The following is a 26570-nucleotide window of genomic DNA, read 5'->3' on the forward strand; positions in this document are numbered from 1 at the left end:
TGACAAAATCAATGAATGAACAGTTGTTGAATTCCGATTCCAAACAGCATCAACTGAACTGGAAGAGCAATCAAGATTGTAATCCGCCAACTGTGTCGTATCATTTGTATATAATCCACGTCCACTTTTTTGATGCGTTGCCATAAGGCGTTGACCGCAAAAATCAAGAGTACGGCAATCAATAACCATCCTAAGTAATTTTGACCTGTCAGTGCAATCAACGCGACATGAATCCCATACAATACGATGAATGTACCTAAATCAAGTGCAAACCGAACTGCTTTTCCATGTTGGCGAAAGACAGCAAAAAAAATGATATATAGACTAACCAAGCTGAAGACTGGAAAGATAATAAACCACGTCACATCGAATCCCCTCTTTTTTCCTGAGATTTAATCTGATGAAAATAAAAAGTCAGTAAGGGCGTCGGATTCATCGCGTGTTCCAGGACAAAACCGACAATCGGTTCAATTTCTGTCTGTCTTCCCCGCTCTAGATCTTGAAGCATCGACGAACGATTTAATGCGGTCCGTCTGATGACCTGTGCGATTTCTTCATAACTGATCGGATGTTCTGGAAAGACGTTCCGTAACTCTTCAAAAATACCGTGTGCCTTTTCAGCATAGGGCGCTTCCAACAATTGACCGTTTGTAATCCGGTAATAGGCTGTTAATGGATTGATGACCGCATTCATGAATAATTTCGTTAACATGACCTGCTCGATATTCGGAACATACTCAAACTGTAACGGTGTGGCTTCAAGCATCGGAACAGGTACTCGTCCGTAGCGGATGCGTCCCATCCCGGTATGTTGCACCGCGTATCGTCCCGTTCTCATGGCACCGTGTTCGACGATTCCGAACAAAGCATACTGTACCCGCTCTGCTTCTTTCACATGCCCCATTCCGTTCTGTAAGAACATGACCGGCATCTTTCCGGTCGTCAGGTAAGGCATCACACTTTTTATATCATACGACTTTGTCGTCACGAACACCAAGTCTTGTGACTCGAATTGACTAAGTGGCCGTACCTCTACCGGTTGGCTGACTTGGTCATCCCGGAGGATGGTGATGTCGTGCCCTGTCGTTTGTCTCGTATAGAGTGTCACATGGTGTTGTTCTGCAAGGTAGGACGCGATTAACAATCCAATCGATCCGGCACCGATGATTCCTATATTACTCATCCGCTCACGCTCCTTCTTTCATCAAAAAAAGCGACCTGTCAAACCGATTGCTCGATTCTAGGGTCGCTTTTATACCGATCATTCAGCTTACTTGCTGACGATTTCTTTACCTTTGTACGAGCCACATGCTTTACAAACGCGGTGTGAAAGTTTCATTTCACCACAGTTTGGGCACTCGACCATACCTGGTACACGGAGTTTGAAATGAGTACGGCGAAGACGTTTGCGTGTTTTCGACGTTCTGCGGAATGGTACTGCCATCGTTGTCCACCTCCTTGAAAAAATACACTCGTCTTTTTATGAAAAGATTAGGAATCCTGATCTTTTTTAAAGAACTGAGCGAGACCCGCAAGTCGCGGATCAATTTTTGGTTCAGTTTCTTCTGGCGCTTCTTCAGAGAGAACCGTCCAGCCTTCCCCTTGAACCAACTGATTTTCTTCATCATCCCCATGCACTTGCACTGGCACATGAAGTAAAATCAATTCTTGCACGAGTGGTTGAAGATCAACCGTATTCCCGTTCGGTAAGTTGATCTCATCCGAATCACTCGGAACAGCATCAACCTCGAGCAGGAACGACTCGATGGATTCAATCTCGAACGGGTACGCGACGTCACTCAGCGTCCGGGCATCCGGAAGCGTCATTTCACCTGTAATCCGGAGATTGAATATTAATTGATTCGATGTAAACGATGCATTTGCACGAACGTGCACAGGTTGCACCGCCCGGATATCCGGATGGAGGGCGATAAGCTCAGGAAGCTCAATCGTCTCGTTAACCTGAAGTTGACCCAGATTGCGCAATTTATTCAATTGCATCAGGGACCATTTCATCCGAATCACCTCAATTGCAACAATATGAATTATAGAGAGGACATCTTGTTTTGTCAATGTTTTTTCTTTACACTGAAATCGCTAGAGAACGAACACTTTTGGACGTCTTCATCCATATTACCGCACTTAATTCGGTTTGCAAAGGAGAAAGTTTCATGAGAATGACTGCAATTATTTCTGAGTACAATCCGTTTCACAATGGACACCTTTATCAAGCCAAAATCGCGCGCAAGCAGCTGTCGCAAGTGGTGAAATCGATCTCGTTCTCGAACTTCCATTTTATTTCGCTGTCCAACGGGCTGACCGGTTCGCCCTCGGCGGGGTAACGATTGCGGAGACCATCGGAGCCGAAATTTTATCGTTCGGGAGCGAATGTGGTCAGTTAGCCTCTTTCATCCATGCCGCTGCTGAAAATCATGAAGCGAGTCCACGTTATCAAGAATTGGTCCAACAAGGATTAGCGCGCGGACTGTCTTCGGCAACAGCCGCCAGCCAAGCATTTCGGGAAATGACGACAACCCTGGACTTGACGACGCCGAATAATACCCTCGGCTACTATTACGCACGGGCTGCCTCTACGATTACCTTACACACGACTAAACGAATCGGGAGCGGCTATCATGACCTTTCGATCGGTGACATCATGAGTGCGACGGCCATCCGCGCCTACTATGCCAAACACCACTCGTTAATCGGTTTGCCGGCAATGACCGCTGAGACGCTGCAGAACGCGGTCTTCGCTTCATTTGAGCCCTACTATCCGTTTATCCGCCACCGCCTTCTGACAACCAGTCTCGATGATTTAACGCAATTTAACGGGATTGATTCTTCCTTGGCTCCGCGATTGATTGAAGGAGCACGCAAAAACGAGACGTTTGACGACTTCATGGCTGCTGTCAAAACGCGTCGTTATACCCGGACGAGCCTTCAACGCGCCCTGATTTACGTATTGACTTCAACTAAGGCAAATGAGATTGACGAGATTGCATTTGACCGGATTGACTATGTGCGTCCGTTAGCATTCAATGATAAAGGACGCCTCGCTTTACGCGAAATCAAACAACGGGTCCCGGTCATCTCGACATTCGAGAAACATCCTTGGCTCATCAAAGAAAGCCAAGTCACAGCAGCCTATGCTGTGCCCTTGGCTCGTTATGACGCGCTCGAAGAGCATCGCCGTTTTGCTCATTTCGCCGGCAACGCTTCTAAATAATCCAGTGCATCTTCCACTGTCTTGATCGGGACGAGTTTCATATTCGTCTCGATTTTTTTTATGGACGGTTTAGCTTCTTTGTAATTTTCACCGGACGGGACAAACATGATTTCTGCATCCGCTTCGTCTGCTGCCACAACTTTTTGCCAGGCGCCGCCGATCGGACCGACTTTTCCACCTTCTTCAATCGTACCTGTCCCGGCAATTTTATACCCTTTCGCTAAGTCACCCTTCGTCAGTTGGTCGTAAATCTCGAGTGTAAACATCATCCCAGCCGACGGACCGCCGACATCCTTGACGTTAAAATCGACTTCTGGATCCGTCTTTACCGAAGACATCGGAAGCGGCTCATAAATCCCCAGTCCAACTCGCTCTGATTCCTTCGTCAGCTGACTGACTTTGATATTCGTTTGTCGTTGTTTTTTGTTTCGTAGGAACGTCAACTCTACTTCCGTCCCAGCTTTTTTACTGCTGATCGTTTCCATGAATCCGCTCAATGAAGTAATCGCTTCGTCACCAACCGCCGTGATTTGGTCCCCCGCTTTTAACTTCCCGTCTGCCGGACCGTCCGGAATGATGCCAGATACATAAATGCCCTTGAAATCGACCGTCGCCTTCTTCCCTGCGAGCTCATACCCTTCAATCGTCGCGTTATGCTGGGCTTCTTCCATGTAAAGCTTCTGACGTTTCTCATACTGCGTATCCGACTCACCGTCATACAAATAGTCACTGACACTCGAACGATCCGCAAACGGCAAAAATAGGCTCTCTACGAGAAAATACGGAGTCGCCCGGCGCTGGGCAATCGTTAACATCATTAAATCCCCCGGCTCCTTCGTCGCTCCTTCGACATCAATCAATTGCTCCGTCGAGGTCGCATCTCCGGGATAAGAGATAAAATACGGAAGCGGAACAAAAAAAGCAATCATCGCTGCGAGTACAGCGGCCAGTGCCGGTTTCCAAGCTTTCATCTCAATTCTCCTTTGCTGTATTTATGACGTAATGCTTCTTCGACGGCAGGAGGCACAAGTCCGGCAACGGAGGCTCCGTATTTTGCGGCTTCCTTGACAATTGATGAACTCAAAAACGAATATTGGTTATTTGTCATCATAAACAAAGTCTCGATTTGATCATTCATTTTTTTATTGATTGAGGCGACCTGCATTTCATATTCAAAATCCGATACGGCACGTAATCCACGGACGATGACGTCGGCTCCGACCTCCGAAGCATAATCGACGAGTAACCCGTTAAAGGAATCGACTTTAATGTGCGGTAAATGTTCCGTCACTTTCGAAATCAGCTCCATTCGTTCACGCACCGAAAACAGCGGTTGCTTGGAGGAATTGTTCAGTACGGCAACGATTATTTCGTCAAAGATTGGTGCTGCCCGTTCAATGATATCAAGATGTCCGTTCGTGATGGGATCAAAACTCCCGGGACAGATGGCGATTCGTTTCATGCTTGTTCCTCCAGTTCTGTAAATTCATACAATGTAATTGAGATGACCGTAGAGTACCGCAGACGTTTGATGACCTGTAAACGACCGATTTCATCCGGTAACTCCGTCTCCGTTCCATGTTCACAAATAATGACGCCATTGTCTGTCAGCATGTCATGTTGATCTATGTACGCCACTTGGTCAGCAAGTTGCTCCTTCGCATACGGTGGATCAAGAAAAATCAGTTTAAAAGGTGACTCGCCCGAAAGTTCCGATAATGCCACCGTCACGTCCTTCTTTAAGACGCGGCTGCGCTCTGTAAAGCGGGTTATCTCTAAATTTTCTTTGATTGTTTGAATCGCTTTGAAATGTTGATCGACAAAAACTGCTTCATCACACCCTCGTGATAATGCTTCGATCCCAAGACCGCCACTGCCGGCAAATAAATCGAGTGCCTTTCCTCCGTCAAAATACGGTCCGATGACATTAAACAAAGACTCTTTGACTTTATCTGTCGTCGGTCGTGTCTGATCCCCCGGTACAGCTTTGATTCGCATCCCTTTTCGTTCCCCTGATATGACCCGCATGCATTCTCATCCTTTCACAAAAAAGCGACGAGGATGACCTCATCGCTCTACCTGTTAGACTTCTTCTTGTATCTTACCTTTTTTATTTGCATAAGTTTCACTGATGAACGGTCGTTCTGATCGAATGACGCTTTCGACAAACGGTAATTCTGTAATCCGTTCAACCACCTGTTCATGTCGTTCCAAATCAACGTATAAAAAGACGTATCGTTCCCGTTTTGAAGTGAAATAGACATTTCCGAACCGACGCAATTGACGTGATGCTTTCAATGCATTGACATAGACGATAAGTCCAATTCGATCCTTGATCACACACCGTTCCTCCCTTGTGTCGTTCTTAACCGCTACAGCTGCAGCTTCCTCCAGTCGAACATCCGCCTGCGCATCCTTGATCGAAAAACGGATTTCCAGTCGGTACTTTGATTTGAGGAGAGACTTGTCCTGCCAGGACGAGACTGACTTGTCCGAGAAGCGTTTCCAATTGTTTTTCAGCTTTTTTAAACTGCGCGACTTCCTCTTGTAAATCCAGTGCACGTTTAATTTCATGTACTTTTTTTGTGATGGTTTGATAATCCGGATGATACCGGCCAAATCGTTGCACCAATTCGTACTCTTCCTTGATTCGGTTGAAGTCCCGAATCACATCCTGTGCTTGTCTTGAGTTTGCACGTGCCTGTTTTGCTAATCTATATGCTTGACCTGTTTCGCTTTGCGAGAGAGAGTATGCAAGGTCTTCCGCTGCGTTGATGAGGTCGACTGTTTTATCTGAATAAATCACAACGAATCTCCTCCTTAACTTAACCATCATATCATAACATTTATCTCGCTCCTAGCACGCTGAATTGTGTATAATTTGTTCAGAAGGAAGGAATGAATTGTATGCAATTTTTATCATTTAACATGTTCCGGACGATTGGAATCAAAACCGAACATGCGAAGTCGGATTATCATTTTGATTCATTAAATAAAATCGCCCAGGCGGATGTCATCTTGTTCCCGGAATACTGGCAGATTCATTCCATCATCTATGGAATGAAAAAACCGATTTTTCCTTCAGCAGCGACGTTCCATTTGGGTCACGATAAAATCGAAATGACACGGATTTTCAAAACCGTTATTCCCAATAATATTCCCCGGACAGAAATTTACGGAAAAAACGAATTCACGATTTCCCGTGTACTCGATCAGTTCAGTTTTCCGTTCGTCGCCAAGACCGTCCGCAGTTCCATGGGTCAAGGCGTCCATCTGATCAAAAATGACGCGGACTGGGATAAATACGTGGCGCAACATGATACGTTTTATGTACAGGAATATATTCCGAATGAAAAGGATTTACGTGTCGTCGTCGTCGGCGATCACGTTCTCGCTGCCTACTGGCGGGTCGGCGGTACCGAGTTCTTAAATAACGTCGCTCAAGGGGGTGTCCTTGATTTCGAGAACATTCCACAGGAGGCACTTGATTTTGTGCTGACGCTCGCTAAGCAACTTGATATCGATCATGCCGGATTTGATCTCATTTTCCGGGACGGTCATATTTATGTGCTTGAATTTAACGTTTTCTTTGGCGGAGAAGGGTTAAATCATCTCGGCATCCATGCACCGGATACGATTCTTGAATACGTTGAGCGAAAATACGGAAGTTCATGAATTCTTCAAATTGACTTCACAACTTTTTCTTTATCGGTTGTTTCATTATGGTATGATAGCTTGGAAAGACTAGTGTACGCTAGCAAACTGGGGTATAGGGGGATTCACACATGAAGTTTGAACAGTTCGGAATCGAAAATAAGGAAATGAAGTTTGGGTTACTCGAAACGATTATGGCGCATCACCGTTTCGTCCGTGAAGGACAATGGGATTATGAGCGTGCCATGTATGACATGAAGTACGAAAAACAATCGACGGGCGAGGTATTTTACCTCCGTATTCCGGTCTATGCCATTCAAGGTGAGATCGAGGACCGTCAAGCAGTCGTTCGGATGTTGACACCGTTACTTGGAAAACATTACTATCCGCACGGCGTCGAGTACGATGAGGAGTTCCCTCCTGAAATCGTCAAAGACTGCGAACGCCGCTTGACTGCACTACTTGAAACGCTCGAAAAATAAGCATCAAACGAATCAAAATTCACCTTTCGTGGATTTTGATTTTTTTTTGCATATCCATTTCTTAAAAAAGGTTGTAAAAAGGAGGCACCTTCTCATGAACCGAGAAAGTGCCTCCTTTACTTTTTCCGGACATCCCGCTGGAATCGATGGGTTCCGGTTACTTGGCCACCAACTGAAGATAGTCGAGCACATCTTCCCCTAATTGGAGGTTTACTTGTTCACGCAAATAGTGATACAAACCCGGAAGCCGGGTGGCGTCGACCTGGACTTTCAAGCTGAATGAAATCGAGTCTCCGGATAATCGTTTGATCCGTGCTACAGTTGCGCCGAAATCAAGGACTGTACAGAGTAAAAGTTCTTCAATCGCTTGTACGGAGACCGTCACTTCGCCTGTTACTTCATACTGCTGTTCCATCACGGTATTCACTCCTTCGCAAGTTGTTTGACCGATGTCATTACTTCCTCTAAGTCAACCGGTTCGTCTGTCGTTTTTGCCATCGAAGAAATCGCCCGGACTTTATTGTCCCGATCAAGGATGAACATCTGCGTGCCGTGTGTGACCAAGCCGCTTTCTGCTTTTGAATAATAGAAATTCAATTGGCGTGTCAGACGATCGATGACGACATCGTCTCCCGTCAAGACTTTCCAGCCTTCTGCATTCGCCTCGAAGTTGGACGCATATTTTTTCAGGACTTTTTGTGTATCCACTTTCGGGTCGACCGTAACCGCAACAAGTTCAACATCTGTTCCGTACAATTCTTCAGCACGTAACTGTTTTTCTAATTTGCGGTAATCGTTTAACGTCAACGGACAGATGTCCGGACAGTTCGAGTAGAAAAACGTCAAGACTTTGACTTTTCCATCTTCCGAACTAAACTGCTTTCCATCGACTGCATTCGTCAATTCAAACGGAGTTGGTTCCGCAATGACAGGTAATTTTTCTTTCATGAAAAAATAATAATATCCGCCTGCTGCAGCTACTAAAATCAATACGACTGCGGCGACAGTCAAATAACTGTTTTTCTTCAAATCAAGACCTCCTTAATGGTTCCAGATTGCCCGAAACACATTTGTTGTCTCTCCCGGCTCGTAGACCACGTATAAAAGACAGTAGACGATAACACCTGTAATCGCCGTTAAAAACCAAATGACCGATGCTTTCGGACCAATTTTACGGTGTTTCGCAAAGTTTTTCTTATAAGCAAAGAAAAGAGCCATCAGTCCAAGGACACCACCTGATGTGGCGAGCAGGATATGGAAAATCAAAAATCCAGTATAGTACGGTTTAATCGTATCGGGTCCTCCAAATGCAGTGTTGCCCAATAAAATCGTTCGTAACGCATACATGATGAAGAAGAGTAAAGCTAACGCAGCAGCAATCGTCATCACGAATTGGTGTGCTTTCATATTCCGGCGTGTCTGCGCAATCAAAAACCAACCGATTGCGACAAAAATCGCACTGATGACAATCAACGAGACACAAATCAACGGCAAATAACTCATGTTCCAACTTCCCCCAATTTAATCCGCTTTTGGCGAGAAGGACATACCTTCATCGACAGCAGTACTTTTAGAACGTCTGACCCATGTAAAGAACGTCAGACCAAAGAACAGCCCGTACACTAATTCTTGACCGAGTTTCATGAGAACTCCGCCAAAACGCTGGTCCTCAAGCAAATCTTTTGTTGTTCCGAATAGTCGTTCCATGTTGAGTCCACTTAAATCATTATTCGGCATACAGTATGCTAATACTTTCGCAAAAGTAGCCGGATCCTGATAGGCATCGTACTGAAAACTTTGACTAAAGATCATGAACGCACACGCCGGTGTCAACAATACACCGTTCGCCACGATATACACCATCTTCTTCAAGTCCGACAAACTGTCTTCTTCGTTGACGGGTGCAATGATCGGATACCACATCGTCATGCTGAGGAAAATCAGTGTTCCGTGGAAAATCCGGTGCACCGTATAATTCGTCAAGACATAATCAAAGATGAATGGCATGTGGTAAAACGTGAACAAGGAATTAAACAAAATCAGTGCAATCAACGGCAAAATGAAAAATCGTAATGTCCGTCCGAGATATGGCACCTCAAACAACCGTTTGAATACCCACCCTGGAATCGCCATCATCAAGAGCGGTGGCGCCACCATATACACGAATACCATCTGCAGCATATGGGCAGAGAATGTGATGTGCGCGAGGACGTCAAGCGGACTGCCAAAACCGATGTAATAGACGAATAATGCCGCAAGCATCGAAAACTTCTGCCCTAGCGTCGTCTCAGCTTCATCGGGTCGACGGATCTTTTCCGTCAAGACAGCGTATAAAACATATATACCAATCAAAAGTAATGCATAATATGGACTCCATAAAACCGTCCAGTCGAATTGTGATAAAGATCCCCTTAAGTTGCCTAACATGTTTTCACCCCGTTCCTTTTTCCTACAGATTAAGATTACCGTTCCCCTATTTCATTGTAAAGGTTTCTCATAAAACGATTCCAAAATAAAAGACCATCCTGCTAAACGTTAGCAGAATGGTCACAATTTATTACCAGATCAAAAGACGGAGTGTCGCGACGATCGTCAAGGCGACGAAGATACCGAGTGCCATCATGACTTTGATCCATGTATTTCCTTTATTGTTCATGTGCATGAACATATAAAGTTGGAGGTACACTTGCACGATTGCCATGATGATCAGGAATCCACCGGCTGCCCAATGTGGCATGAGTTCTGCCATGACCGCACCAAAAGCAATCAGTGTGAGAAAGATCATCAAAGCGAAACTTGTGAGTTGCAACTGCATCTCGCGGCTGCGATCTGCTTTCATCTCGAGTTCAACTTGATTACGTGTTAATTGCGGTTCGTGTTTTTCCATCTTATTTCACCATCCCCATGAGATAGACGACTGAGAAGATAAAGACCCAGACGACGTCAATGAAGTGCCAGTAAAGACTTGAAACATAATACTTCGGTGCGTTAACGACCGTAATCCCGCGATTCCAGTTCCGAATCAACAATGTAGAGATCCAGAGGAGACCGAACAAAACGTGTGCTCCGTGGAATCCAACCAATGTGTAGAAGGCAGATCCAAAGGCACTTGAAGTAAACGTGTGACCGATGTGGTAGTAATGGTTGAACTCATAAATCTCACCGCTGAGGAACCCTAAACCGAGTGCAAGCGTGATGATCAACCACATTTTCATTTTCTTCACATCATTACGTTTCATCGCCATCATCGCAAGAACACTTGTCAGTGAACTTGTGAGAAGGAGCATCGTCATGATGAAGACAAGACCCATTTCAAAAATATCGTAACTGCGTAATCCTTCTTTCGCACCGGAGTTGTGCAACCCGATGTACGTCCCGAAGAGAGAAGCGAACAATGTCGTCTCTCCTCCAAGGAAGAACCAGAAGGCTACATATTTATTCTTACCCTCAAGTGTTGCTTTTTCAACATGATCCGGAATACCCGTAATCGGGTTGTTTGGTACTGAATGATGTCCCATCTTACTTCGCCTCCTTTTCAGCTTCAAGGCGTAGATCTTTTTCGATTTCCGCTTTCGGGATGTAGTATCCTTCATCGTCAATCCAAGAACGGAGGAACATTGCGAAGAGTGTCATCGCAAGACCGATCAAGGCGATAATCAGACCTACTGTACCGTAGTCAAGGCGAAGAATGAATCCGAGACCGGCAAGGAATAAACCGACAGACATGACGAATGGCAGGATCGAGTTGTTCGGCATGTGGATATCGCCGACTTCTTCCGAAACCGAAACCGTTTTGTTTCCAGCCATTTTTTCGAGCCAGTATGTGTCAAGACCTTTAACAAGTGGAATCTGTGCAAAGTTGTACTCTGGAGTTGGGACAGGAAGTGTCCACTCGAGGGTACGACCGTCGCCCCAGACGTCACGTTTAACGTATTCTTTTGACATCAATGCCGCAACGATGGATACGACAAGAACGATTGTCGAGACACCCATGAAGGCTGCTCCGATTGATGACAGTAAGTTCATTGTTTCCCAGCCTTGGTTTGGCAAGTACGTGAAGACACGACGTGGCATACCAGTCAGACCGAGAATGTGTTGTGGGAAGAACGTCAAGTGGAAGCCGATGAAGAACAACCAGAATTGAATTTTACCCCAGAACTCGTTGAGCTGTTTCCCGAACATGAGTGGGAACCAGTAGTACAGACCTGCGAAGAGACCGAAGACAACTCCACCAACGATAACGTAGTGGAAGTGGGCAACTACGAAGTAGCTGTCATGGTACTGATAATCGGCAGGAGCAACAGAAAGCATGACCCCTGTCATACCACCAACAAGGAACGATGGGATGAAAGCAACCGAGTAGAGCATCGCAACTGGGAACGTCAATTTACCGCCCCATAGCGTAAAGAGCCAGTTGAAGATTTTAACCCCGGTCGGAACGGCGATCGCCATTGTCGCAACCGCGAAGATTGCGTTCGCAACCGGACCAAGTCCAACTGTGAACATGTGGTGAACCCAAACCATGAATCCTAAGAAACCGATTAACATTGTCGCAAAGACCATCGTCGTATAACCGAAGAGACGTTTACGGGCAAAAGTAGGAATGATTTCTGAGAAGATACCGAAGGCCGGTAAAATCAAGATATACACTTCCGGGTGACCGAAAATCCAGAAAAGGTGTTCCCAGATGACGATGTTACCACCGGCTGCCGGATCGAAGAAATGTGCCCCGAACAGACGCTCAAACGTCAAGAGGAACAATCCGACCGTAAGTGGCGGGAATGCGAAAACGATCAATGCTGATGCAACGAATGCTGTCCATGTGAACAACGGCATCCGCATCAGTTTCATACCTGGTGCACGCATGTTCAAAATCGTAACGAGGAAGTTAATCCCCCCCATGAGTGTACCGAAACCAGAAATCTGTAATCCGAGTGAGTAGAAATCAACACCGAGTGATTCTGGAACAGTTGAAAGTGGTGCATATGCTGTCCACCCTGCGTTCGGAGCTGCGCCGAAGAACCATGACAGGTTCAACAAAACTCCCCCGAAGAAGAACAACCAAAAACCAAGTGCATTTAAAAACGGAAACGCAACGTCACGTGCTCCGATTTGAAGCGGAACAGCAGCGTTCATATAACCGATCAACATCGGCATGGCTGCCAGGAAGATCATGGTCGTACCGTGCATCGTGATCAACTGGTTAAATAATTCACCGCTGACGAAATCGTTCATCGGTTTAATCAATTGAAAACGAATCATTAAGGCTTCTACGCCACCAACCAGAAGGAAAAACAATCCAGAGATGATATAGAGAACCCCGATTTTTTTATGGTCGACTGTCGTTAGCCAGTCCATGATGCCGGTTTTTTTCTTCGGCATACCCATAGTATGTGTCCCCACTATGATTCCCCCTTAAATATTATTGGAGCTTTTTGTCCAATAGGTAGTCTGCAAGTTCGCTTAACTCTTCATCGCTAATCTTATCTTCAGAGAAACCAGGCATTTTTGTTCCTTGTTTTTCTTTTTGTGGATCGCGAATCCATTTTTCGAGATTTTCTTTGTCATGATCGAGGTATCCAGCGATACGCTGACGATCACCAAAGTTTGTTAAGCTTGGCGCGACTTTCCCGCCACCGTGACAGCTGAGGCAGTTTTGTGCGTAAACCTGCTCGCCAGTCGTCCAGTTTTTTTCATTTTTTGCATCCAATTGTTTTGTTTCTGCTTCTTTAGCTGACTTCATGTCTTTAAGCCATGCATCATAATCATCTTGTTCAAGCGCGATGACCTTGAAGTCCATCAAAGCATGCGATGGTCCACATAACTCGGCACATTTACCGTAGTACGTACCGGCTTCTTGTGCTTGTAACCACATTTCATTCTCAAGACCCGGGTTTGTATCTGTTTTACCTGAAAGAGCAGGTACCCAGAATGAGTGAATGACGTCTTTTGAAGTTAAGTTGACAGCAACACGTTTTCCGACTGGAATAACGAGCTCTTGTCCTGTTGAAACACCTTTGTCTGGATATTCGAACTCCCACCAGTACAGGTTTGCTGTAACGTTGATGACTTCATTTTTCTTCGCTTCTTTCGCATCTGCTAATTCAACCGTCGTTTTGATGGTTGGTACGGCAAGAACGACTAATAAGAGAATCGGAATGACTGTCCAGATGATTTCAAGTGTGTGATTTCCTTCCACTTGTTTCGGAACAGTGTTGTCTCCAGCTTTACGACGGAATTTCATAAGTACGTAAATATAGATGACTGCTACAATCGCAAGGACAAACAACATGACCCATAAGCTGAGCTTAATGATTTCAAGTTGCATTTGTGCGCCTTCCCCGCGAGGCTGTAGTGCGGACAATTCCGGGATTCCACAACCTGATAACAATAATGCCATCAAACCGATCGGAAGAAGCCGGAAGAGCATTTTTCCTGATTTTTTCACAACCATCCCCACTTTCTTTTCCCCAATTTTTTTCTTTCTTAATGGTGTCCGTGAAGTATGTCAAATCGTTTTAGAGAGAAACGAGTACGACCGTCACGATCCAAGCCGTGAAATAAAAGAGCGAGAAGAAAAACATCTTCGAAGCCCACTTAATCTCAGCTTGTTCTTCCTTGATTTTGAGACCTTTCAGTCCCATGTAGAGCCAGTATCCACCAAGCGCAGCCATGACAAGCATGTAAATGATGCCGTAATGCGCGAGGAGGAGTGATGATGGAACTAAAACTGCAATCCACCATACAATTTGCCGTTTCGTGATCGCAAAACCATTGACGACAGGTAACATTGGAATACCGGCAGCCCGGTACTCTTCCGTCCGTCTCATGGCGAGCGCAAGGAAGTGAGGCGGTTGCCATACGAACATGATGAGAAACAAAATCCATGCATCGATATGAAGTGTTGGAGTGACTGCCGCAAATCCAATGATCGGTGGCACTGCTCCGGAAATACCACCTACGACTGTATTGATCGTGTGTGTCCGCTTTAACCACATCGTATAGATGACGACGTAGACAAACGAACCAATCAATCCGAAAACTGCCGCGACATGGTTAACGATCAGCAAGAGAACGGTACCGGTAGCCAGTATCCCAAGTCCTAATGCCAATATCCGTTGCCCATCCATCTTACCGGTAACACTCGGTCTTCCCATCGTCCGCTCCATCTTGTAATCAATGTCACGGTCGATATAGTTATTGAGGTAACAACTACCGGCAATGACCAGTCCACTTCCGAGAAGCGTCCACAATAATGTCAACTTCGTCTGCCACAAATACAGTAGAACATCATCCGTTAAGTATGATGCTGCCACGACATAACCTGCGAAGACGGTGATGAGATTCGCACGAACGATTCCCATCTTTGCTAGGGTGACATAGTCCTTGAACGTCGGCTGATCCGATTGCTCGATCATGATGTCCAGGGTCTCCCCGTTTACTTTCGCCATGTTGTTTCCTCCTTCTAACCGTCCGCGTTCTTTCTGTACGTAGGATTCACGTATTTTCTTCACAGAAATAACACAGACACGCCACGAAACGTCCTTTTCTCTATAAAAGATACCACATATTCAAGGTCATGACGTATGAAAATACTTTCGACATAATGAACAAAATGTGAAATCTATGTGATTAACCTCACAGTTCACCATATTTACCTAATATTAGAATAGCGTTCTTCTAAAAGATTGCAAGCGTTTCGATATTTTTTATGCGATACTATTGCTAGGTATTTCAAGTATCATGTATTTTCTCTAGAAAGGTGGTGGCTGCATTTTGAATCGAAAACTTTCGATTTTTTCAGCATTTGTCACATTCACGATGATGATCGTTCTTCTCATGGGGGGGACCGTCACGAAAACAGATTCCGGAAACGGATGCGGGACCGATTGGCCGCTCTGTCATGGAGAATTGATTCCAACTAATCCAAGTGTCGAAACGATGATTGAGTATAGTCACCGCGCAGTAACAGGAGTCGTCGGTTTATTGATCATCGCCTTGTGTCTTTGGACACTTGTCGCTTTCAAAGATCGCCTGGATATCAAGATTTTCGCTTTCCTGGCCTTCATTTTCATGTTGATTCAATCCATCGTCGGTGCAGGTGCCGTCGTTTGGCAACAGTCGGATCTCGTCATGGCACTCCATTTTGGAATCTCATTGATTTCTTTTGCTTCCTTACTTATCTTGACGATCTTGATTATGGAGCGTCCCGGTCAAGAATTCAGGGAATCGGTCCCAGCGTTCTTGCGTAAACTGTTGTACGGCTTATTGATCTATACGTTAATCGTCGTTTACACAGGAGCGTTCGTCCGCCATGTCGGTGCGACGTATGCCTGCGTCGGCTGGCCGGTCTGTTCGCAACCGACGATGACGTTCGAAGCGTGGGTTCAAATGATTCACCGGATTTTGGCCGGTCTGTTGTTCTTCTATACGCTGTTCGTTCACTACACGGCGATTCGCCTGAAACACCGGACTTCGCGTACCGGTATGTTGTTCGCAACCTTCTTTATCTCTTGTCAGGTTGCAACCGGTGCCTGGATCGTTCTTGGTGGACATGCCACGTACGTTCCGTTATTACACGCATTCTTGATCACTTGCTATTTCGGAGTCATCTCTTACCTCGCTTACCATGCATTCCGGACGCGAAAAGACGATTCCCGGTTACGCTGATTAGACTTTCAACTAAAAAACAGGGAGAGGATTTAATCCTGCTCCCTGTTTTTTTTTGCACGTTTTATTTGAAACGGGCAATCGCTCGTTTTCGGGCCATGTCATGCTCGACAATCGGCATCGGATAATCGTAATCTTGTCGTTGTTGTTCCGTTGGCTCATGAATCGATGTTTTAGGTAAATCCTTGAGTTCCGGCAAATAGTGGCGGATAAAGGTTCCATCCTTATCAAATTTCTTCGACTGAGTCGTCGGATTGAAGACTCGGAAATACGGAACAGCATCCGTCCCGACCGACGCCGCCCATTGCCACCCGCCAATGTTAGACGCGGCTTCATAATCAACCAGTTTTTTTTGGAAATACCGCTCCCCTTTTTGCCAATCGACCAGTAAGTCCTTTGTCAAAAAGGACGCGACAATCATCCGCAGACGGTTATGCATCCACCCCGTCGTGTTGAGCTGTCGCATGGCCGCATCGACAATCGGATAGCCCGTTTTCCCTTCTGTCCAGGCTTTAAAGCCCGCCTCATCTGTTTCCCATTCAACCTTCGTATACTGCTCGTTGACCGGCAGTCGTTTGGACTCCGGATAATGCATCAAAATCGTGTAATAAAATTCCCGCCAAATCAATTCTGTCAGATACGTTTGTTTTCCCTTCGAACCTTCCTCCTGATTGACGGCTTCATAGATTGTCCGAATTCCGATTTCACCGGTCCGCAGGTAACGAGACATCAGACTTGTTCCGTCGACCGCCGGCAGATCCCGTTGCTCGTCATAAGAAGACAGATTGTTTTTGATGAATGCCTGCAATCGTTTCGTCGCCTGTTCTTCCCCTACACCAAAGTCAGCCTCCGATGCCGACCGTTTAAAGTAATCCAACATAAATGCATTGTTTTGACGTCGTGTATGATAACGTTCTTTCAGGAGATCCAGATTGACCGGATACGGCTTACTGATATCTTTCTTCAAAAAAGTATTTTTATATGGTGTAAACACTTTATAATAGGAACCGTCATTTTTTTTGACGGCATGTGGATGAAGCAGATGACGGTCAAGTAGACGTTCCGACTTTTTGTCACCCCGCTTTTTCATAATCCCGTCGTCACGACTCTTAAACGGTTCTACATATTCAGCGTTAAACAATAAGACATCTGCCATATCTGTCGCCTCGAGAAAATCTTTTTCCTGCCCTTCGATGAATCGAATCGGCATCCCGTGTGTTTTACAGTTTTTTGCGAAGTGTTCGAGTGCCTGAAAGAAATATTGTTGCCTCGCATCATACTCTCCGATATAGTCTGGATTCACCCAAAAAACGAACTCGACGTTTGCCTGTTCATCCTTTTCTAGATAGTCGACCGCTTGTGCCAACATGTGATTGTCCTCGATTCGAAAATCACTTCGAATCCAGCAGATGATGTTCATATTCGTGCCTCCCTAAAATAATGATGAACGAAAAGCAGGCAATCCGCCATGCGTTTTGCCTGCTTTCGTCATACTGTATTTATGCCGATTTACGTTTCGTGTGTTAAATGAATTCAATCAATAAGTCTTGACTCGCGATAGCTTCGCCTTCTTTGACGTGGACCGACTTGATCTCACCGTCTTCAGGTGCTTGAATCGTCGTCTCCATTTTCATTGCTTCCGTTACAAGCAACTGCTCTCCCTTACGAACCCGCGTTCCAGGCTCAACTAAGACTTTCAAGACGCTACCCGGCATAGACGCACCAATCTGTTTCGGATTCGAACGATCGGCTTTCGGACGGCTTGATGAGCTTTCTTTAATGCTGATATCTTTTACTTCGACTTCACGCGGCACACCGTTCATCTCGTAGTAGATGACACGGACACCATGATCGTTTGGTTGACCAATTTGAATCAACTTCAAATACAACGTTTTTCCGCGCTCGATTTCGACCTCGATCGTTTCCCCAAGACGCATGCCGTGGAAGAACGTGCTCGTATCGAGAACTGAAATATCACCATATCGTGCAACGTACGAACTGTAATCGAGGAATACCTTCGGATACAAAGCGTATGCCAAGGCATCAAACTCCGTCACCGGACGTTCCAGTTTTTCGAACAGTTCATGCTTGATGGCATCAAAATTGAGTGGCTCCATCATTTTTCCAGGACGCTCCGTCAACGGCTCGACGCCTTTGAGGATTGCCGCCTGGACTTGTTTCGGGAAACCGTCTGGTGGCGTCCCAAGCTCCCCTTTCATCAATTCGACGACAGAATCCGGGAAATCGAGATTGCTGGCACGTTCCAGTACATCTTCTTCCGTCAAATGATGCTGGACCATGAATAAAGCCATATCGCCGACGACTTTTGAAGATGGTGTAACTTTAACGATGTCACCGAACAACATGTTGACACGGGCATACATCGTTTTAACTTCAGACCAACGATCCGCGAGACCGACAGCTTTTGCTTGTTGTTGAAGATTTGAGTACTGACCACCCGGCATCTCGTGATCATAGACTGTCGGATTCGGAGCTAACATATCAAGTTCAAACGCTTGATAGAGATGGCGTACATCCTGCCAATAGTCCGACACTTGTTCGAATTTTTGGACAGATACGAGCGGCTGACGTTTATGACCGCTTAATGCATGAATCAAACTTCCTCCGGCAGGCTGACTTGTCAGACCGGCCATACTTGAAGCAGCGACATCCACGATATCGACTCCGGCATCGACAGCCCGGGCATACGTGTAAATTCCGTTTCCGCTTGCATCATGCGTATGCAGATGAATCGGCAAATCAACAGCATCTTTTAATGCTGAGACCAAAGCATAAGCAGCTTCCGGTTTCAGTAATCCTGCCATATCCTTGATGGCAATGATATGAGCACCACTCGCTTCGAGCTGTTTCGCCAGCTTGACGTAATACGGAAGATGATATTTCGGACGATTCGCATCGAACAAGTCGCCTGTATAACAAACTGCTGCTTCGGCGATTTTTCCCGTCGGCAAGACAGCATCGATCGCAAGCTGAATGGATTCCGGATTGTTTAAGCTGTCGAAGATTCGGAACACATCGACACCTGCTTGGGCTGCTTCTTTTACGAAGGCATGAATGACATTGTCCGGATAGTTTTTATAACCTACTGCATTGGCTCCGCGTAACAACATCTGAATCAAAACATTCGGCATTTTTTCGCGTAATTGCATCAAACGGACCCACGGATCTTCTGACAGGAACCGGTATGCCACATCAAATGTTGCTCCACCCCAAGCTTCCACTGAGAAGAGTTCCGGTAACAGTTTAGCTTCCGCTTCCGCGATGGCGATTAAATCCTTCGTCCGCATCCGCGTCGCAAGTAACGACTGGTGGGCATCCCGGAATGTCGTATCCGTCAATTGGACGCGTTCTTGTGCTTTTAGCCAGTTGATGACACCAAGTGGTCCTTCCGCGTCAAGAATCGCTTTAGCTCCTGCTTGATAGTCGGCAGGCAGATCTTTTGGAATCCGGACGTCACGGGCAATCGGTTTTTCGATTTTTCCGATTCCGGGGAAACCGTTGACAGATACTTCTCCAATATATGTCAGCAGCTTCGTTCCACGGTCTTGTCGTTTCGGGAAGATGAACAATTCTTTTGTATCATCGATGAACGACGTATTGTAATCACCGCTGATAAACGCATGGTGTTTCAATACATTACTTAAGAATGGAATATTGGTTTTAATGCCACGGATTCGGAATTCGCTTAAGTTCCGGCTCATTTTTGCAACGGCTTGATCATAGGTTAAGCCGTGTGTCGAAATCTTAACGAGTAAAGAATCGTAATAAGGTGAAATCTCAGCACCGACATAGGCATTTCCACCGTCGAGACGAACACCAAAACCGCCTGGTGAACGGTAGGCCTTGATTTTGCCCGTATCCGGCAAGAAGCCGTTTTCCGGATCTTCTGATGTAATCCGGCTTTGAATGGCGAAACCTAACATTTGAATCTCTTCTTGTGCAGGAATACCCACTAATTTACTATGTAGTGATTCCCCTTCCGCGACTCGGATTTGTGTCTGAACGATATCAATCCCGGTAATCATTTCCGTAATCGTATGTTCAACCTGAACACGCGGATTGACTTCGATGAAATAGAATGATTCGTCTTGTGTCACCAAAAATTCAACCGTTCCGGCATTTTCATAACCGACGTGCTTCATCAATGTGACAGCTGCATCACAAATCTTTTGGCGCCCCTCATCTGATAACGTGACACATGGCGCGACTTCGACAACTTTTTGGTGTCGGCGTTGCACTGAACAATCACGTTCGAACAAATGAACGATGTTGCCATGGGCATCTCCAATGATTTGAACTTCAATATGTTTTGGACGTTCAATCAATTTCTCAACGTATATTTCGTCTGAGCCGAATGCTTTTAAGGCTTCCGATTTTGCCCGTTCAATCATGTCCGGTAACTCTTCTTCGGTCCGGACGACACGCATACCGCGTCCACCGCCGCCTAAAGAAGCTTTGACCATCAATGGATAACCGGCCTTTTCAGCAAAAGCATACGCTTCATCAATTGATGTAATCGGACCATCCGTACCCGGAATAACAGGTAAACCGGCTTCAATGGCCGTCGTCCGCGCACGGACTTTATCGCCAAAACTGTAGAGATGTTCTTCTCGGGGACCGATGAAAATAATGCCTTCTTCGCGGCATCGTGTAGCGAGTTCAATATTTTCTGATAAAAAACCGTACCCGGGATGGATTGCATCACATTCCGCTTTCTTCGCAGTCTCGATGATTCCTTCGATATCAAGATACGCTTCAATCGGCTTTTTCCCCTCGCCAATCCGGTATGCTTCATCTGCTTTATACCGGTGAAGCGATCCCTTATCTTCTCGTGAATAAATAGCGACTGTCCGAATCCCAAGTTCGGTTGCCGCACGGAATACGCGAATCGCGATTTCTCCGCGGTTGGCGACAAGAATCTTTTTGATTTTAGTCAACTGATGCTCCCCCTTTAGGTAATGAACTCGTAGCACTCATCTTTCGTGCTTCCTGTACTTCTTTATGATACGCTATCCGGTGCTTGTTTTGCATCGAAATATTTGCCACGACACCAAGCATCGTACTCATGACGAGAAGCGAAGACCCGCCGTAACTGATGAACGGTAACGTCACACCGGTCCCCGGAAACAGACCGGACATCGCTCCGATATTGATGCCGGTTTGAATAAAGATGATGGACGAAATGCCGAATGCCACCATGCTCGAGTAGATGGAAGCCGATTGCCGGGCAATGAGCGCACCTTGCCACATTAAAAAGAACAACAACCCCAGCACAATCAGGACTCCGACGAATCCGAGTTCTTCCGAGATAATCGACATGATATAATCGGTCTCCGGTTCCGGCAGATAACCATACTTTTGAAAGCTATTCCCTAAACCAACTCCAAAGAATCCTCCGTGGGCAATCGAGATGACCGAATTGATCAATTGATACCCTTTTCCTTCCGCATCCAGAAAGGGATTGAAGATGGCATTGATTCGTTCCATCTGATTGGCGGAAAAATTGTTCCAGGCATACAGAGCGGCTCCTGCTGCGAATACAATGGCAACAGCGATATAGCCGCGCGGTAATCCGACTGCAAACCAAATCATCGCCGTAATTAAGAGTAAAATGAATAATCCGCCATCATCCGGTTGCATCCGGATAATCATGGCATAAGGGGCGAGTAACACGATGAACGGAATCAAAATCCAGTCCGTGAAACTGAGCAAAATCCGCTTGCCGGATGAATCCGGTGCGATTTGACGATGAATGAAGTGGTGGACGATTCCAATCACACCATTCATCTGCCCTTTATGTTTTTGATCAAAATAGTTGGCAAGACCGATGACGAGAACAAATTTACACAGCTCGATCGGCTGAATCAAGAAAATCCCGAAATTCAACCAGGCACGCGCCCCGTTCAACGGTGTAGCAAACAGCGTTGCCGTCAACATACCGAACGTGATGACATATAAAGCCAACCGTACCAATGGTCCTCGGAAAATCTCATGATTCAGATGGGCGACAAACAAGAAGATAGCAATCGCCATCACATCAAACATCAATTGTTTCTCAAAAAATGAGGTGTTTGCGTAATCGCCACCGTTCCAGACACTGGCACTGTAAACCATCACCGTGCTGATCGCCATCAGAATCAGCATCGTGAAGAAGAGGCGATAATCAAAAAACGCACGTTTTTCCTTAAACTTCGATTGCATTATGTACACGTCCTTTTTCTAATTCCTAGTTCTAAAAAAAAATACCCAAACGCCGCATTTCACGTTTGAGTAGAAAATCAGCACGTCTCCGCATCATGTAAATCAGATAATTGCTGTTCTAATGAGTCGAGTAATTGTTTTCCTTCACTCGCATCAATCAGTTCGAGACGAACGGCAAAATCAATTTGGCGTGACAATCCGAACATTTGTGTATCCAATACTTCCTCATACAGAGGACATTGTGGCATCGTTAAATTCGCAAGCTGGACCTCGATCAACCGGCGGATTTTATGGGCATCCGCTTCTAGTAGCTCAAGAGCGCGCTGGCGATGAACTGTCCCGATTTCAGTTGACAATCCAATCCCTCCTCATCAAATGACGCGTTCCTGTTATAGCTAAACTTTACCTTACTTTCGCCAACAATTCAACGTTTCGGTATAATGGATTTGCACGACTCATACATTTAGGGGGAATAATGATGATTTTTCCGATTACAGGTAACGTCCGCTATCCACTGACGATCGACCCAACGGTTTGGATCTTCGATGAACGGAAGATTGAAGTCGACCACATTGGGAAAGAAGTCGGAGATAACGCACAAGAAGCTTATTATGCCAAGATGGGGGCCGCTTGGGATAAAGGAATTACGGAAGGCAGCCGGACTGACCATAACAAACCGATGACGCGCGAAGAAAAAGATGCCGCCTTGCGCGGGTCATTTGCCATGCCGCTTGCACCGTTCATTCAAAATGCCGAGCCGTTCGAAGGCGCAGCCGCTTTACGGTTCGAAGGAACGGAAACGGTTGAACTTGATCTGAATACGTTACCGGAACTGTACTTACAGTTTTCAAAAGACGGAAAAGTGTTAAGCGATGGTCCTGTCCATCTGCTTTACCGTGATCAAATCGTCCGCTCTGTGACTCTTATAACTGTAGTATGATCTAAAAAAAGATATAAAAAGCCGCTTCTGTGCCTTCTTAACGTGAAGGAAACAGAAACGGCTTTTTTGTCGCGTTTGCTTAGAGTAAGTCTGCTGCCAAGCGGGCCAGGCTTGACCGCTCGCCTTTAACGAGTTTGACATGCCCCGTCATCTTTTCACCTTTCAATCGTTCGACTGCATAAGACAACCCGTTCGAATACTCATCCAAATACGGATGGTCGATTTGTTGGGGGTCGCCGACTAAGACAATTTTAGAATTTTCACCGACACGGGTCAAAATCGTTTTCACTTCATGTTTCGTCAGATTCTGTGCTTCATCGATGATGATGAATTGCCCCGGCATACTCCGTCCTCTGATATAGGTCAGGGCTTCCAGTTGAATCGATTTCATCCCTGCCAAAATGTTTCCTAGTTCGTCACCGGAACTCGTGTTGAACAAATGTTCCAAGTTATCATAAATCGGCTGCATCCAAGGCCGGAGTTTTTCTTCCATCTCCCCCGGTAAATATCCGATATCATTGCCCATCGGCACAACCGGCCGCGCAACTACCAATTTCTTATACCGGTGTTCATCTTCGACCTGCAATAACCCCGCCGCGAGTGCCAGTAATGTTTTTCCGGTTCCCGCTTTCCCGACGAGTGTGACAAGTGGAACGTCATCCCGAAGCAACAGTTCAAATGCCATTCGCTGTTGGACGTTTCGCGGAACGACACCCCAGACTTGATCGATGTCGAGTGATAGTGCCCGAATAATCGGCATTTCTTGATCGACGACGGCAATGGCAGATGCTTTCGACACATTACTCTTTAAAATGACGAATTGATTCGGATGCACTTTTTCCGGAAGAACATCGACTGACAATCGTTTATCTTGATAAAAAGAATCGATGTATTCTTGATCAACGACCAGTTCAACAAAACCCGTATATAGTCCTGTCAGGTCAGCGATATGATCCGTCAAGTAATCTTCTGCGACTAACCCATACGCATCCGCTTTCACCCGGACTAAAATATCTTTCGAGACCAGGATGACATCCCGCCCGCTTTGTTGTTCTTTTTGTTCCCGATGAATCGACCAGGCCAGTTCAAGAATCTTGTTGTCGTTTGATTCATGCGTGAACGGTGAAACTTCACTGATGGAATCTCCGATATCAACCCGTAGAATCCCTCCATTCCCGAGCGGAACACCGGCATGGAGATGTCCGGTTTCCCGTAATTGATCAAGAATCCGCGCCGTTTCCCGTGCATTTCGTCCGACTTCATCCATATTCCGTTTTTTCCCATCCAATTCTTCTAAGACAATGGCCGGAATCACGACATCGTGCTCCTGGAATTGAAACAGAGACAACGGATCATGTAGCATGACATTGGTATCGAGCACATATATTTTTTTCATTCCATCGTTCGCTCCTTTAGAGTCGAGTTTTGATGAATGTTATCCTTTTAAAATATCCTGAATTTGTTGATCAAGTTTCAGAGCTGCTGCTTCATCATACGTTTTATGAACACGCGGCCGGTCCGACACGGCGGCCCCGTAGAATAAGATATCGCGGACTTCTTGAATCTGTCCTTCATACAACGCTACCTGTAAAGGTAATCGATTGTTCGTTTCCCAGGCTGCGACATCCGTACACGTTAAACTGTACGTTGATTGATCGGCAAAGAAAATAAGTGTAAAAACGGGATGATCAGCTAACGTTTTGACAAGTAACGAATCCGCTTCAATCGCAAAACGAATCGTTGTTTCATCTTTTGCGTACACCCAACTGATGGCATGTGTAATCGGCCAGCTTTTGCTCTGATCATGTGTGATTAAAAACACGAGTGGTAAATCTGTTAATGCCTTCATCTGCTGTTCACTCAGACGATGTTCCACTTTATTTGCCATGATACCACCCCCTCCGTTCCTTATTTTATTACTATTCGATATCGAATAAACGCATCCCTTTTTCAAGTTGAATAATTCTTAAATATGATATACTAAGAAAAAAAGGAGGACCTACCATGCGTGTTAAATGCACCATCTGCGATAAACGAGAAACCATCGACGACTGGTCCTTCACAGCCAAAAGATTGCGAAACAAACCAGTGCGCGTCTACATATGCGATGAATGCCATGAACGTATCACAAAGCGGACCGTTGCGCGGCAAGAAACAGGACAGTTCAACCTCTATCCGACCTGGGCGACAACTAAAAAAAGATGGTAAAAACTACTTTGGTTTTCAAAGTAGTTTTTTTACGGTTCGAGACGAACTAGGACATCATCTTCATCCGACGGATTTCCTCGTCCATCGCTATTGTTCGTGACGTAATACAGGTGTTGTCCATCCGTCATCACGTCCCGGATACGCCCCTGGTCCGTTACGAGTTGTTCCACTTTAGAGGTCGACGTTTCAATTGACCGAAGGCTCTGACCGACCAGCGTTCCAAAATACAACTTCCCCCCCTGTTCTGCTATTCCGCTCGGTGCAACTGAATTTTCACCCACTTCGTACCAAGGCGTTACTAATCCTTGCTGTTTTTCCATTCCTTCAATCAATGGCCAACCATAGTTTTTTTGTTCAATCCGGTTGATTTCATCATGACCGCTCTGACCGTGTTCCGTTGCATACAATGTTTGATCGACAAAAACCAACCCTTGTGGATTACGATGACCGTAACTGTAGACGTATTCTCTTAAATTCCCCTTCGCCGGGCTGCCGTCGAGGTTCATACGGAGAATTTTTCCGGATAAAGAAGATAGTTTTTGAGCGTTTTCGGGGACTGCCGCGTCACCTGCCGTCACATATAATAATCCATCCGGTCCGATTTCAATTCGACCGCCATTATGAATCGATGCACCTGGAATCTCATCAAGTAACACGCGTTGCTCTTTCCACGATTCGTTCTCTTCCGTGATTTCAATGACTCGATTCCAAAGTGCACCCTCTTTCTCATACGTATGATAGACATACGCTATTCGGTTCTTTTGGAAGTCTGGATCAAGCGCCATCCCAAGCAGTCCGCCCTCCCCTTCTGCAACGACCGGTTCGGTCAATTCGAGCTCCATCCGGCTATACTTCCCTTCTGTTCCTTTGACGATTGTCCCTTCCCGTTCTGTAATATAAAAGGTCTGTTTGTTTTTTTCAATATTCCACGGTATCTTTAAATTTTTGAAAATGATATTACTTTCGACCGGCTCAGATGTTTTCGGAACCGATTTCGATGGATCTTCGGTCGTGGTTTCTGAACATCCGGCTAAAACAACAGCAAGACTGCACGGGATGCTCCATTTTCGGTTGATCATATCTATCACCTCTTGCTATTTTTTTCCCGAACCTGTCGTAAACTATTCCTGGAATCGAACACGGAACGCATTTCCCTTCATTTCAC

General features: G+C 45.8%; 30 protein-coding genes and 1 pseudogene. 6 read left to right on the forward strand and 25 right to left on the reverse strand.

Going from position 1 to position 26570, the window contains the following annotated elements; translation table 11 throughout:
• Positions 1-8: 8 nt before the first annotated feature.
• The 4 genes from HNY42_RS11635 to HNY42_RS11650 all read right to left on the reverse strand — a co-directional run bounded on the left by HNY42_RS11635 (position 9) and on the right by HNY42_RS11650 (position 2016).
• A complete protein-coding gene (locus HNY42_RS11635) occupies positions 9-365 on the reverse strand; it encodes a DUF3397 family protein (RefSeq protein WP_131502647.1) in 357 nt (118 codons plus the stop codon).
• A complete protein-coding gene (locus HNY42_RS11640; protein WP_131972481.1) occupies positions 362-1183 on the reverse strand; it encodes a ketopantoate reductase family protein in 822 nt (273 codons plus the stop codon). The genes HNY42_RS11635 and HNY42_RS11640 overlap by 4 nt, the downstream gene beginning before the upstream one ends.
• An 87-nt stretch (positions 1184-1270) precedes the next feature.
• Positions 1271-1444: a 50S ribosomal protein L32 gene (gene rpmF / locus HNY42_RS11645; protein WP_012370841.1), complete on the reverse strand. Its 174-nt coding sequence runs from the start codon at positions 1442-1444 to the stop codon at positions 1271-1273.
• Between the two features lie 47 nt (positions 1445-1491).
• Positions 1492-2016: a YceD family protein gene (locus HNY42_RS11650; RefSeq protein WP_114595423.1), complete on the reverse strand. Its 525-nt coding sequence runs from the start codon at positions 2014-2016 to the stop codon at positions 1492-1494.
• A 161-nt stretch (positions 2017-2177) separates the two neighbouring features.
• On the opposite strand from HNY42_RS11650, the pseudogene HNY42_RS11655 reads away from it, so the two are divergent.
• Positions 2178-3229: pseudogene (locus HNY42_RS11655) on the forward strand (nucleotidyltransferase family protein).
• On the opposite strand, the gene HNY42_RS11660 reads toward HNY42_RS11655, so the two are convergent.
• Genes HNY42_RS11660 through HNY42_RS11680 form a run of 5 tightly spaced genes read right to left on the reverse strand, consistent with a single transcriptional unit; the run spans position 3202 to position 6035 of the window.
• The gene (locus HNY42_RS11660; RefSeq protein WP_131972479.1) at positions 3202-4200 is read right to left on the reverse strand and encodes a SepM family pheromone-processing serine protease; all 999 of its coding nucleotides are present in this window, start codon (positions 4198-4200) and stop codon (positions 3202-3204) included. The pseudogene HNY42_RS11655 and the gene HNY42_RS11660 sit on opposite strands and share 28 nt — an antisense overlap.
• Positions 4197-4691, reverse strand: coding sequence for a pantetheine-phosphate adenylyltransferase (gene coaD / locus HNY42_RS11665; RefSeq protein WP_131972478.1), 495 nt, complete (start codon positions 4689-4691; stop codon positions 4197-4199). The genes HNY42_RS11660 and coaD overlap by 4 nt, the downstream gene beginning before the upstream one ends.
• Positions 4688-5257, reverse strand: coding sequence for a 16S rRNA (guanine(966)-N(2))-methyltransferase RsmD (gene rsmD, locus HNY42_RS11670; protein ID WP_131972477.1), 570 nt, complete (start codon positions 5255-5257; stop codon positions 4688-4690). Before rsmD ends, coaD begins: the two co-directional genes overlap by 4 nt.
• Positions 5258-5311: 54 nt before the next feature.
• Positions 5312-5569, reverse strand: coding sequence for a YlbG family protein (locus HNY42_RS11675; protein WP_114595418.1), 258 nt, complete (start codon positions 5567-5569; stop codon positions 5312-5314).
• 25 nt (positions 5570-5594) lie between these two features.
• Positions 5595-6035: a YlbF/YmcA family competence regulator gene (locus tag HNY42_RS11680; protein WP_131972476.1), complete on the reverse strand. Its 441-nt coding sequence runs from the start codon at positions 6033-6035 to the stop codon at positions 5595-5597.
• A 101-nt stretch (positions 6036-6136) separates the two neighbouring features.
• Between HNY42_RS11680 and HNY42_RS11685 the strand changes: the two genes are divergently transcribed.
• Both HNY42_RS11685 and HNY42_RS11690 read left to right on the forward strand, forming a co-directional pair.
• A complete protein-coding gene (locus HNY42_RS11685; protein WP_255508341.1) occupies positions 6137-6904 on the forward strand; it encodes an ATP-grasp domain-containing protein in 768 nt (255 codons plus the stop codon).
• 110 nt (positions 6905-7014) lie between these two features.
• Positions 7015-7365: a YugN family protein gene (locus HNY42_RS11690; RefSeq protein WP_012370850.1), complete on the forward strand. Its 351-nt coding sequence runs from the start codon at positions 7015-7017 to the stop codon at positions 7363-7365.
• A 157-nt stretch (positions 7366-7522) separates the two neighbouring features.
• Here HNY42_RS11690 and HNY42_RS11695 read toward each other — a convergent pair whose 3' ends face one another.
• The 9 genes from HNY42_RS11695 to cyoE form a co-directional block, all read right to left on the reverse strand.
• On the reverse strand, positions 7523-7780 hold the full coding sequence (locus HNY42_RS11695) for a hypothetical protein (protein ID WP_114595416.1): 258 nt from the start codon (positions 7778-7780) through the stop codon (positions 7523-7525).
• Between the two features lie 8 nt (positions 7781-7788).
• Positions 7789-8394, reverse strand: coding sequence for an SCO family protein (locus HNY42_RS11700; RefSeq protein ID WP_114595415.1), 606 nt, complete (start codon positions 8392-8394; stop codon positions 7789-7791).
• A gap of 12 nt (positions 8395-8406) precedes the next feature.
• A complete protein-coding gene (locus HNY42_RS11705; protein WP_114595414.1) occupies positions 8407-8868 on the reverse strand; it encodes a DUF420 domain-containing protein in 462 nt (153 codons plus the stop codon).
• Positions 8869-8886: 18 nt separating this feature from the next.
• On the reverse strand, positions 8887-9792 hold the full coding sequence (gene ctaG / locus HNY42_RS11710) for a cytochrome c oxidase assembly factor CtaG (RefSeq protein ID WP_114595413.1): 906 nt from the start codon (positions 9790-9792) through the stop codon (positions 8887-8889).
• Positions 9793-9922: 130 nt separating this feature from the next.
• Entirely contained in the window at positions 9923-10252 is a 330-nt protein-coding gene (locus HNY42_RS11715) for a cytochrome C oxidase subunit IV family protein (RefSeq protein ID WP_131972474.1), read from the reverse strand.
• 1 nt (position 10253) lies between these two features.
• Positions 10254-10883 carry a cytochrome (ubi)quinol oxidase subunit III gene (locus HNY42_RS11720; protein WP_012370856.1) on the reverse strand — a complete coding sequence of 210 codons (630 nt, stop codon included), beginning with the start codon at positions 10881-10883 and terminating at the stop codon, positions 10254-10256.
• Between the two features lies 1 nt (position 10884).
• Positions 10885-12753 carry a cytochrome c oxidase subunit I gene (ctaD, locus tag HNY42_RS11725; protein WP_026827913.1) on the reverse strand — a complete coding sequence of 623 codons (1869 nt, stop codon included), beginning with the start codon at positions 12751-12753 and terminating at the stop codon, positions 10885-10887.
• 34 nt (positions 12754-12787) lie between these two features.
• Positions 12788-13819, reverse strand: coding sequence for a cytochrome c oxidase subunit II (coxB, locus tag HNY42_RS11730; protein WP_114595411.1), 1032 nt, complete (start codon positions 13817-13819; stop codon positions 12788-12790).
• A 64-nt stretch (positions 13820-13883) separates the two neighbouring features.
• Positions 13884-14816, reverse strand: coding sequence for a heme o synthase (gene cyoE / locus HNY42_RS11735; RefSeq protein ID WP_188004533.1), 933 nt, complete (start codon positions 14814-14816; stop codon positions 13884-13886).
• A 325-nt stretch (positions 14817-15141) separates the two neighbouring features.
• On the opposite strand from cyoE, the gene HNY42_RS11740 reads away from it, so the two are divergent.
• Positions 15142-16035 carry a COX15/CtaA family protein gene (locus HNY42_RS11740; RefSeq protein WP_114595409.1) on the forward strand — a complete coding sequence of 298 codons (894 nt, stop codon included), beginning with the start codon at positions 15142-15144 and terminating at the stop codon, positions 16033-16035.
• Positions 16036-16099: 64 nt separating this feature from the next.
• Here HNY42_RS11740 and HNY42_RS11745 read toward each other — a convergent pair whose 3' ends face one another.
• The 4 genes from HNY42_RS11745 to HNY42_RS11760 form a co-directional block, all read right to left on the reverse strand.
• Positions 16100-17455 (reverse strand): cryptochrome/photolyase family protein, encoded by a 1356-nt coding sequence (locus tag HNY42_RS11745; protein ID WP_188004534.1) that lies wholly within the window; start codon positions 17453-17455, stop codon positions 16100-16102.
• A 103-nt stretch (positions 17456-17558) separates the two neighbouring features.
• Entirely contained in the window at positions 17559-20993 is a 3435-nt protein-coding gene (locus HNY42_RS11750; protein WP_114595407.1) for a pyruvate carboxylase, read from the reverse strand.
• Positions 20986-22257, reverse strand: coding sequence for an FtsW/RodA/SpoVE family cell cycle protein (locus HNY42_RS11755; RefSeq protein WP_188004535.1), 1272 nt, complete (start codon positions 22255-22257; stop codon positions 20986-20988). Before HNY42_RS11755 ends, HNY42_RS11750 begins: the two co-directional genes overlap by 8 nt.
• Positions 22258-22334: 77 nt before the next feature.
• Positions 22335-22613, reverse strand: coding sequence for an Fpa/YlaN family protein (locus HNY42_RS11760; protein ID WP_014970798.1), 279 nt, complete (start codon positions 22611-22613; stop codon positions 22335-22337).
• 122 nt (positions 22614-22735) lie between these two features.
• On the opposite strand from HNY42_RS11760, the gene HNY42_RS11765 reads away from it, so the two are divergent.
• Positions 22736-23197 carry a hypothetical protein gene (locus HNY42_RS11765; protein WP_188004536.1) on the forward strand — a complete coding sequence of 154 codons (462 nt, stop codon included), beginning with the start codon at positions 22736-22738 and terminating at the stop codon, positions 23195-23197.
• A gap of 79 nt (positions 23198-23276) precedes the next feature.
• On the opposite strand, the gene HNY42_RS11770 is transcribed toward HNY42_RS11765, so the two are convergent.
• Positions 23277-24593: a PhoH family protein gene (locus HNY42_RS11770; protein ID WP_131502660.1), complete on the reverse strand. Its 1317-nt coding sequence runs from the start codon at positions 24591-24593 to the stop codon at positions 23277-23279.
• A 39-nt stretch (positions 24594-24632) separates the two neighbouring features.
• On the reverse strand, positions 24633-25085 hold the full coding sequence (locus HNY42_RS11775) for a PNPOx family protein (protein WP_131502661.1): 453 nt from the start codon (positions 25083-25085) through the stop codon (positions 24633-24635).
• Positions 25086-25201: 116 nt separating this feature from the next.
• Here HNY42_RS11775 and HNY42_RS11780 point away from each other — a divergent pair, with 116 nt between their 5' ends.
• Positions 25202-25405, forward strand: a complete 204-nt coding sequence (locus tag HNY42_RS11780; protein WP_131502662.1) for a YlaI family protein — start codon at positions 25202-25204, stop codon at positions 25403-25405.
• Between the two features lie 29 nt (positions 25406-25434).
• On the opposite strand, the gene HNY42_RS11785 is transcribed toward HNY42_RS11780, so the two are convergent.
• A complete protein-coding gene (locus HNY42_RS11785; RefSeq protein WP_188004537.1) occupies positions 25435-26484 on the reverse strand; it encodes a PQQ-dependent sugar dehydrogenase in 1050 nt (349 codons plus the stop codon).
• Positions 26485-26570: the final 86 nt, after the last annotated feature.

The sequence above is a fragment of the Exiguobacterium sp. Helios genome (assembly GCF_014524545.1).
Classification (GTDB): Bacteria; Bacillota; Bacilli; order Exiguobacteriales; family Exiguobacteriaceae; genus Exiguobacterium_A.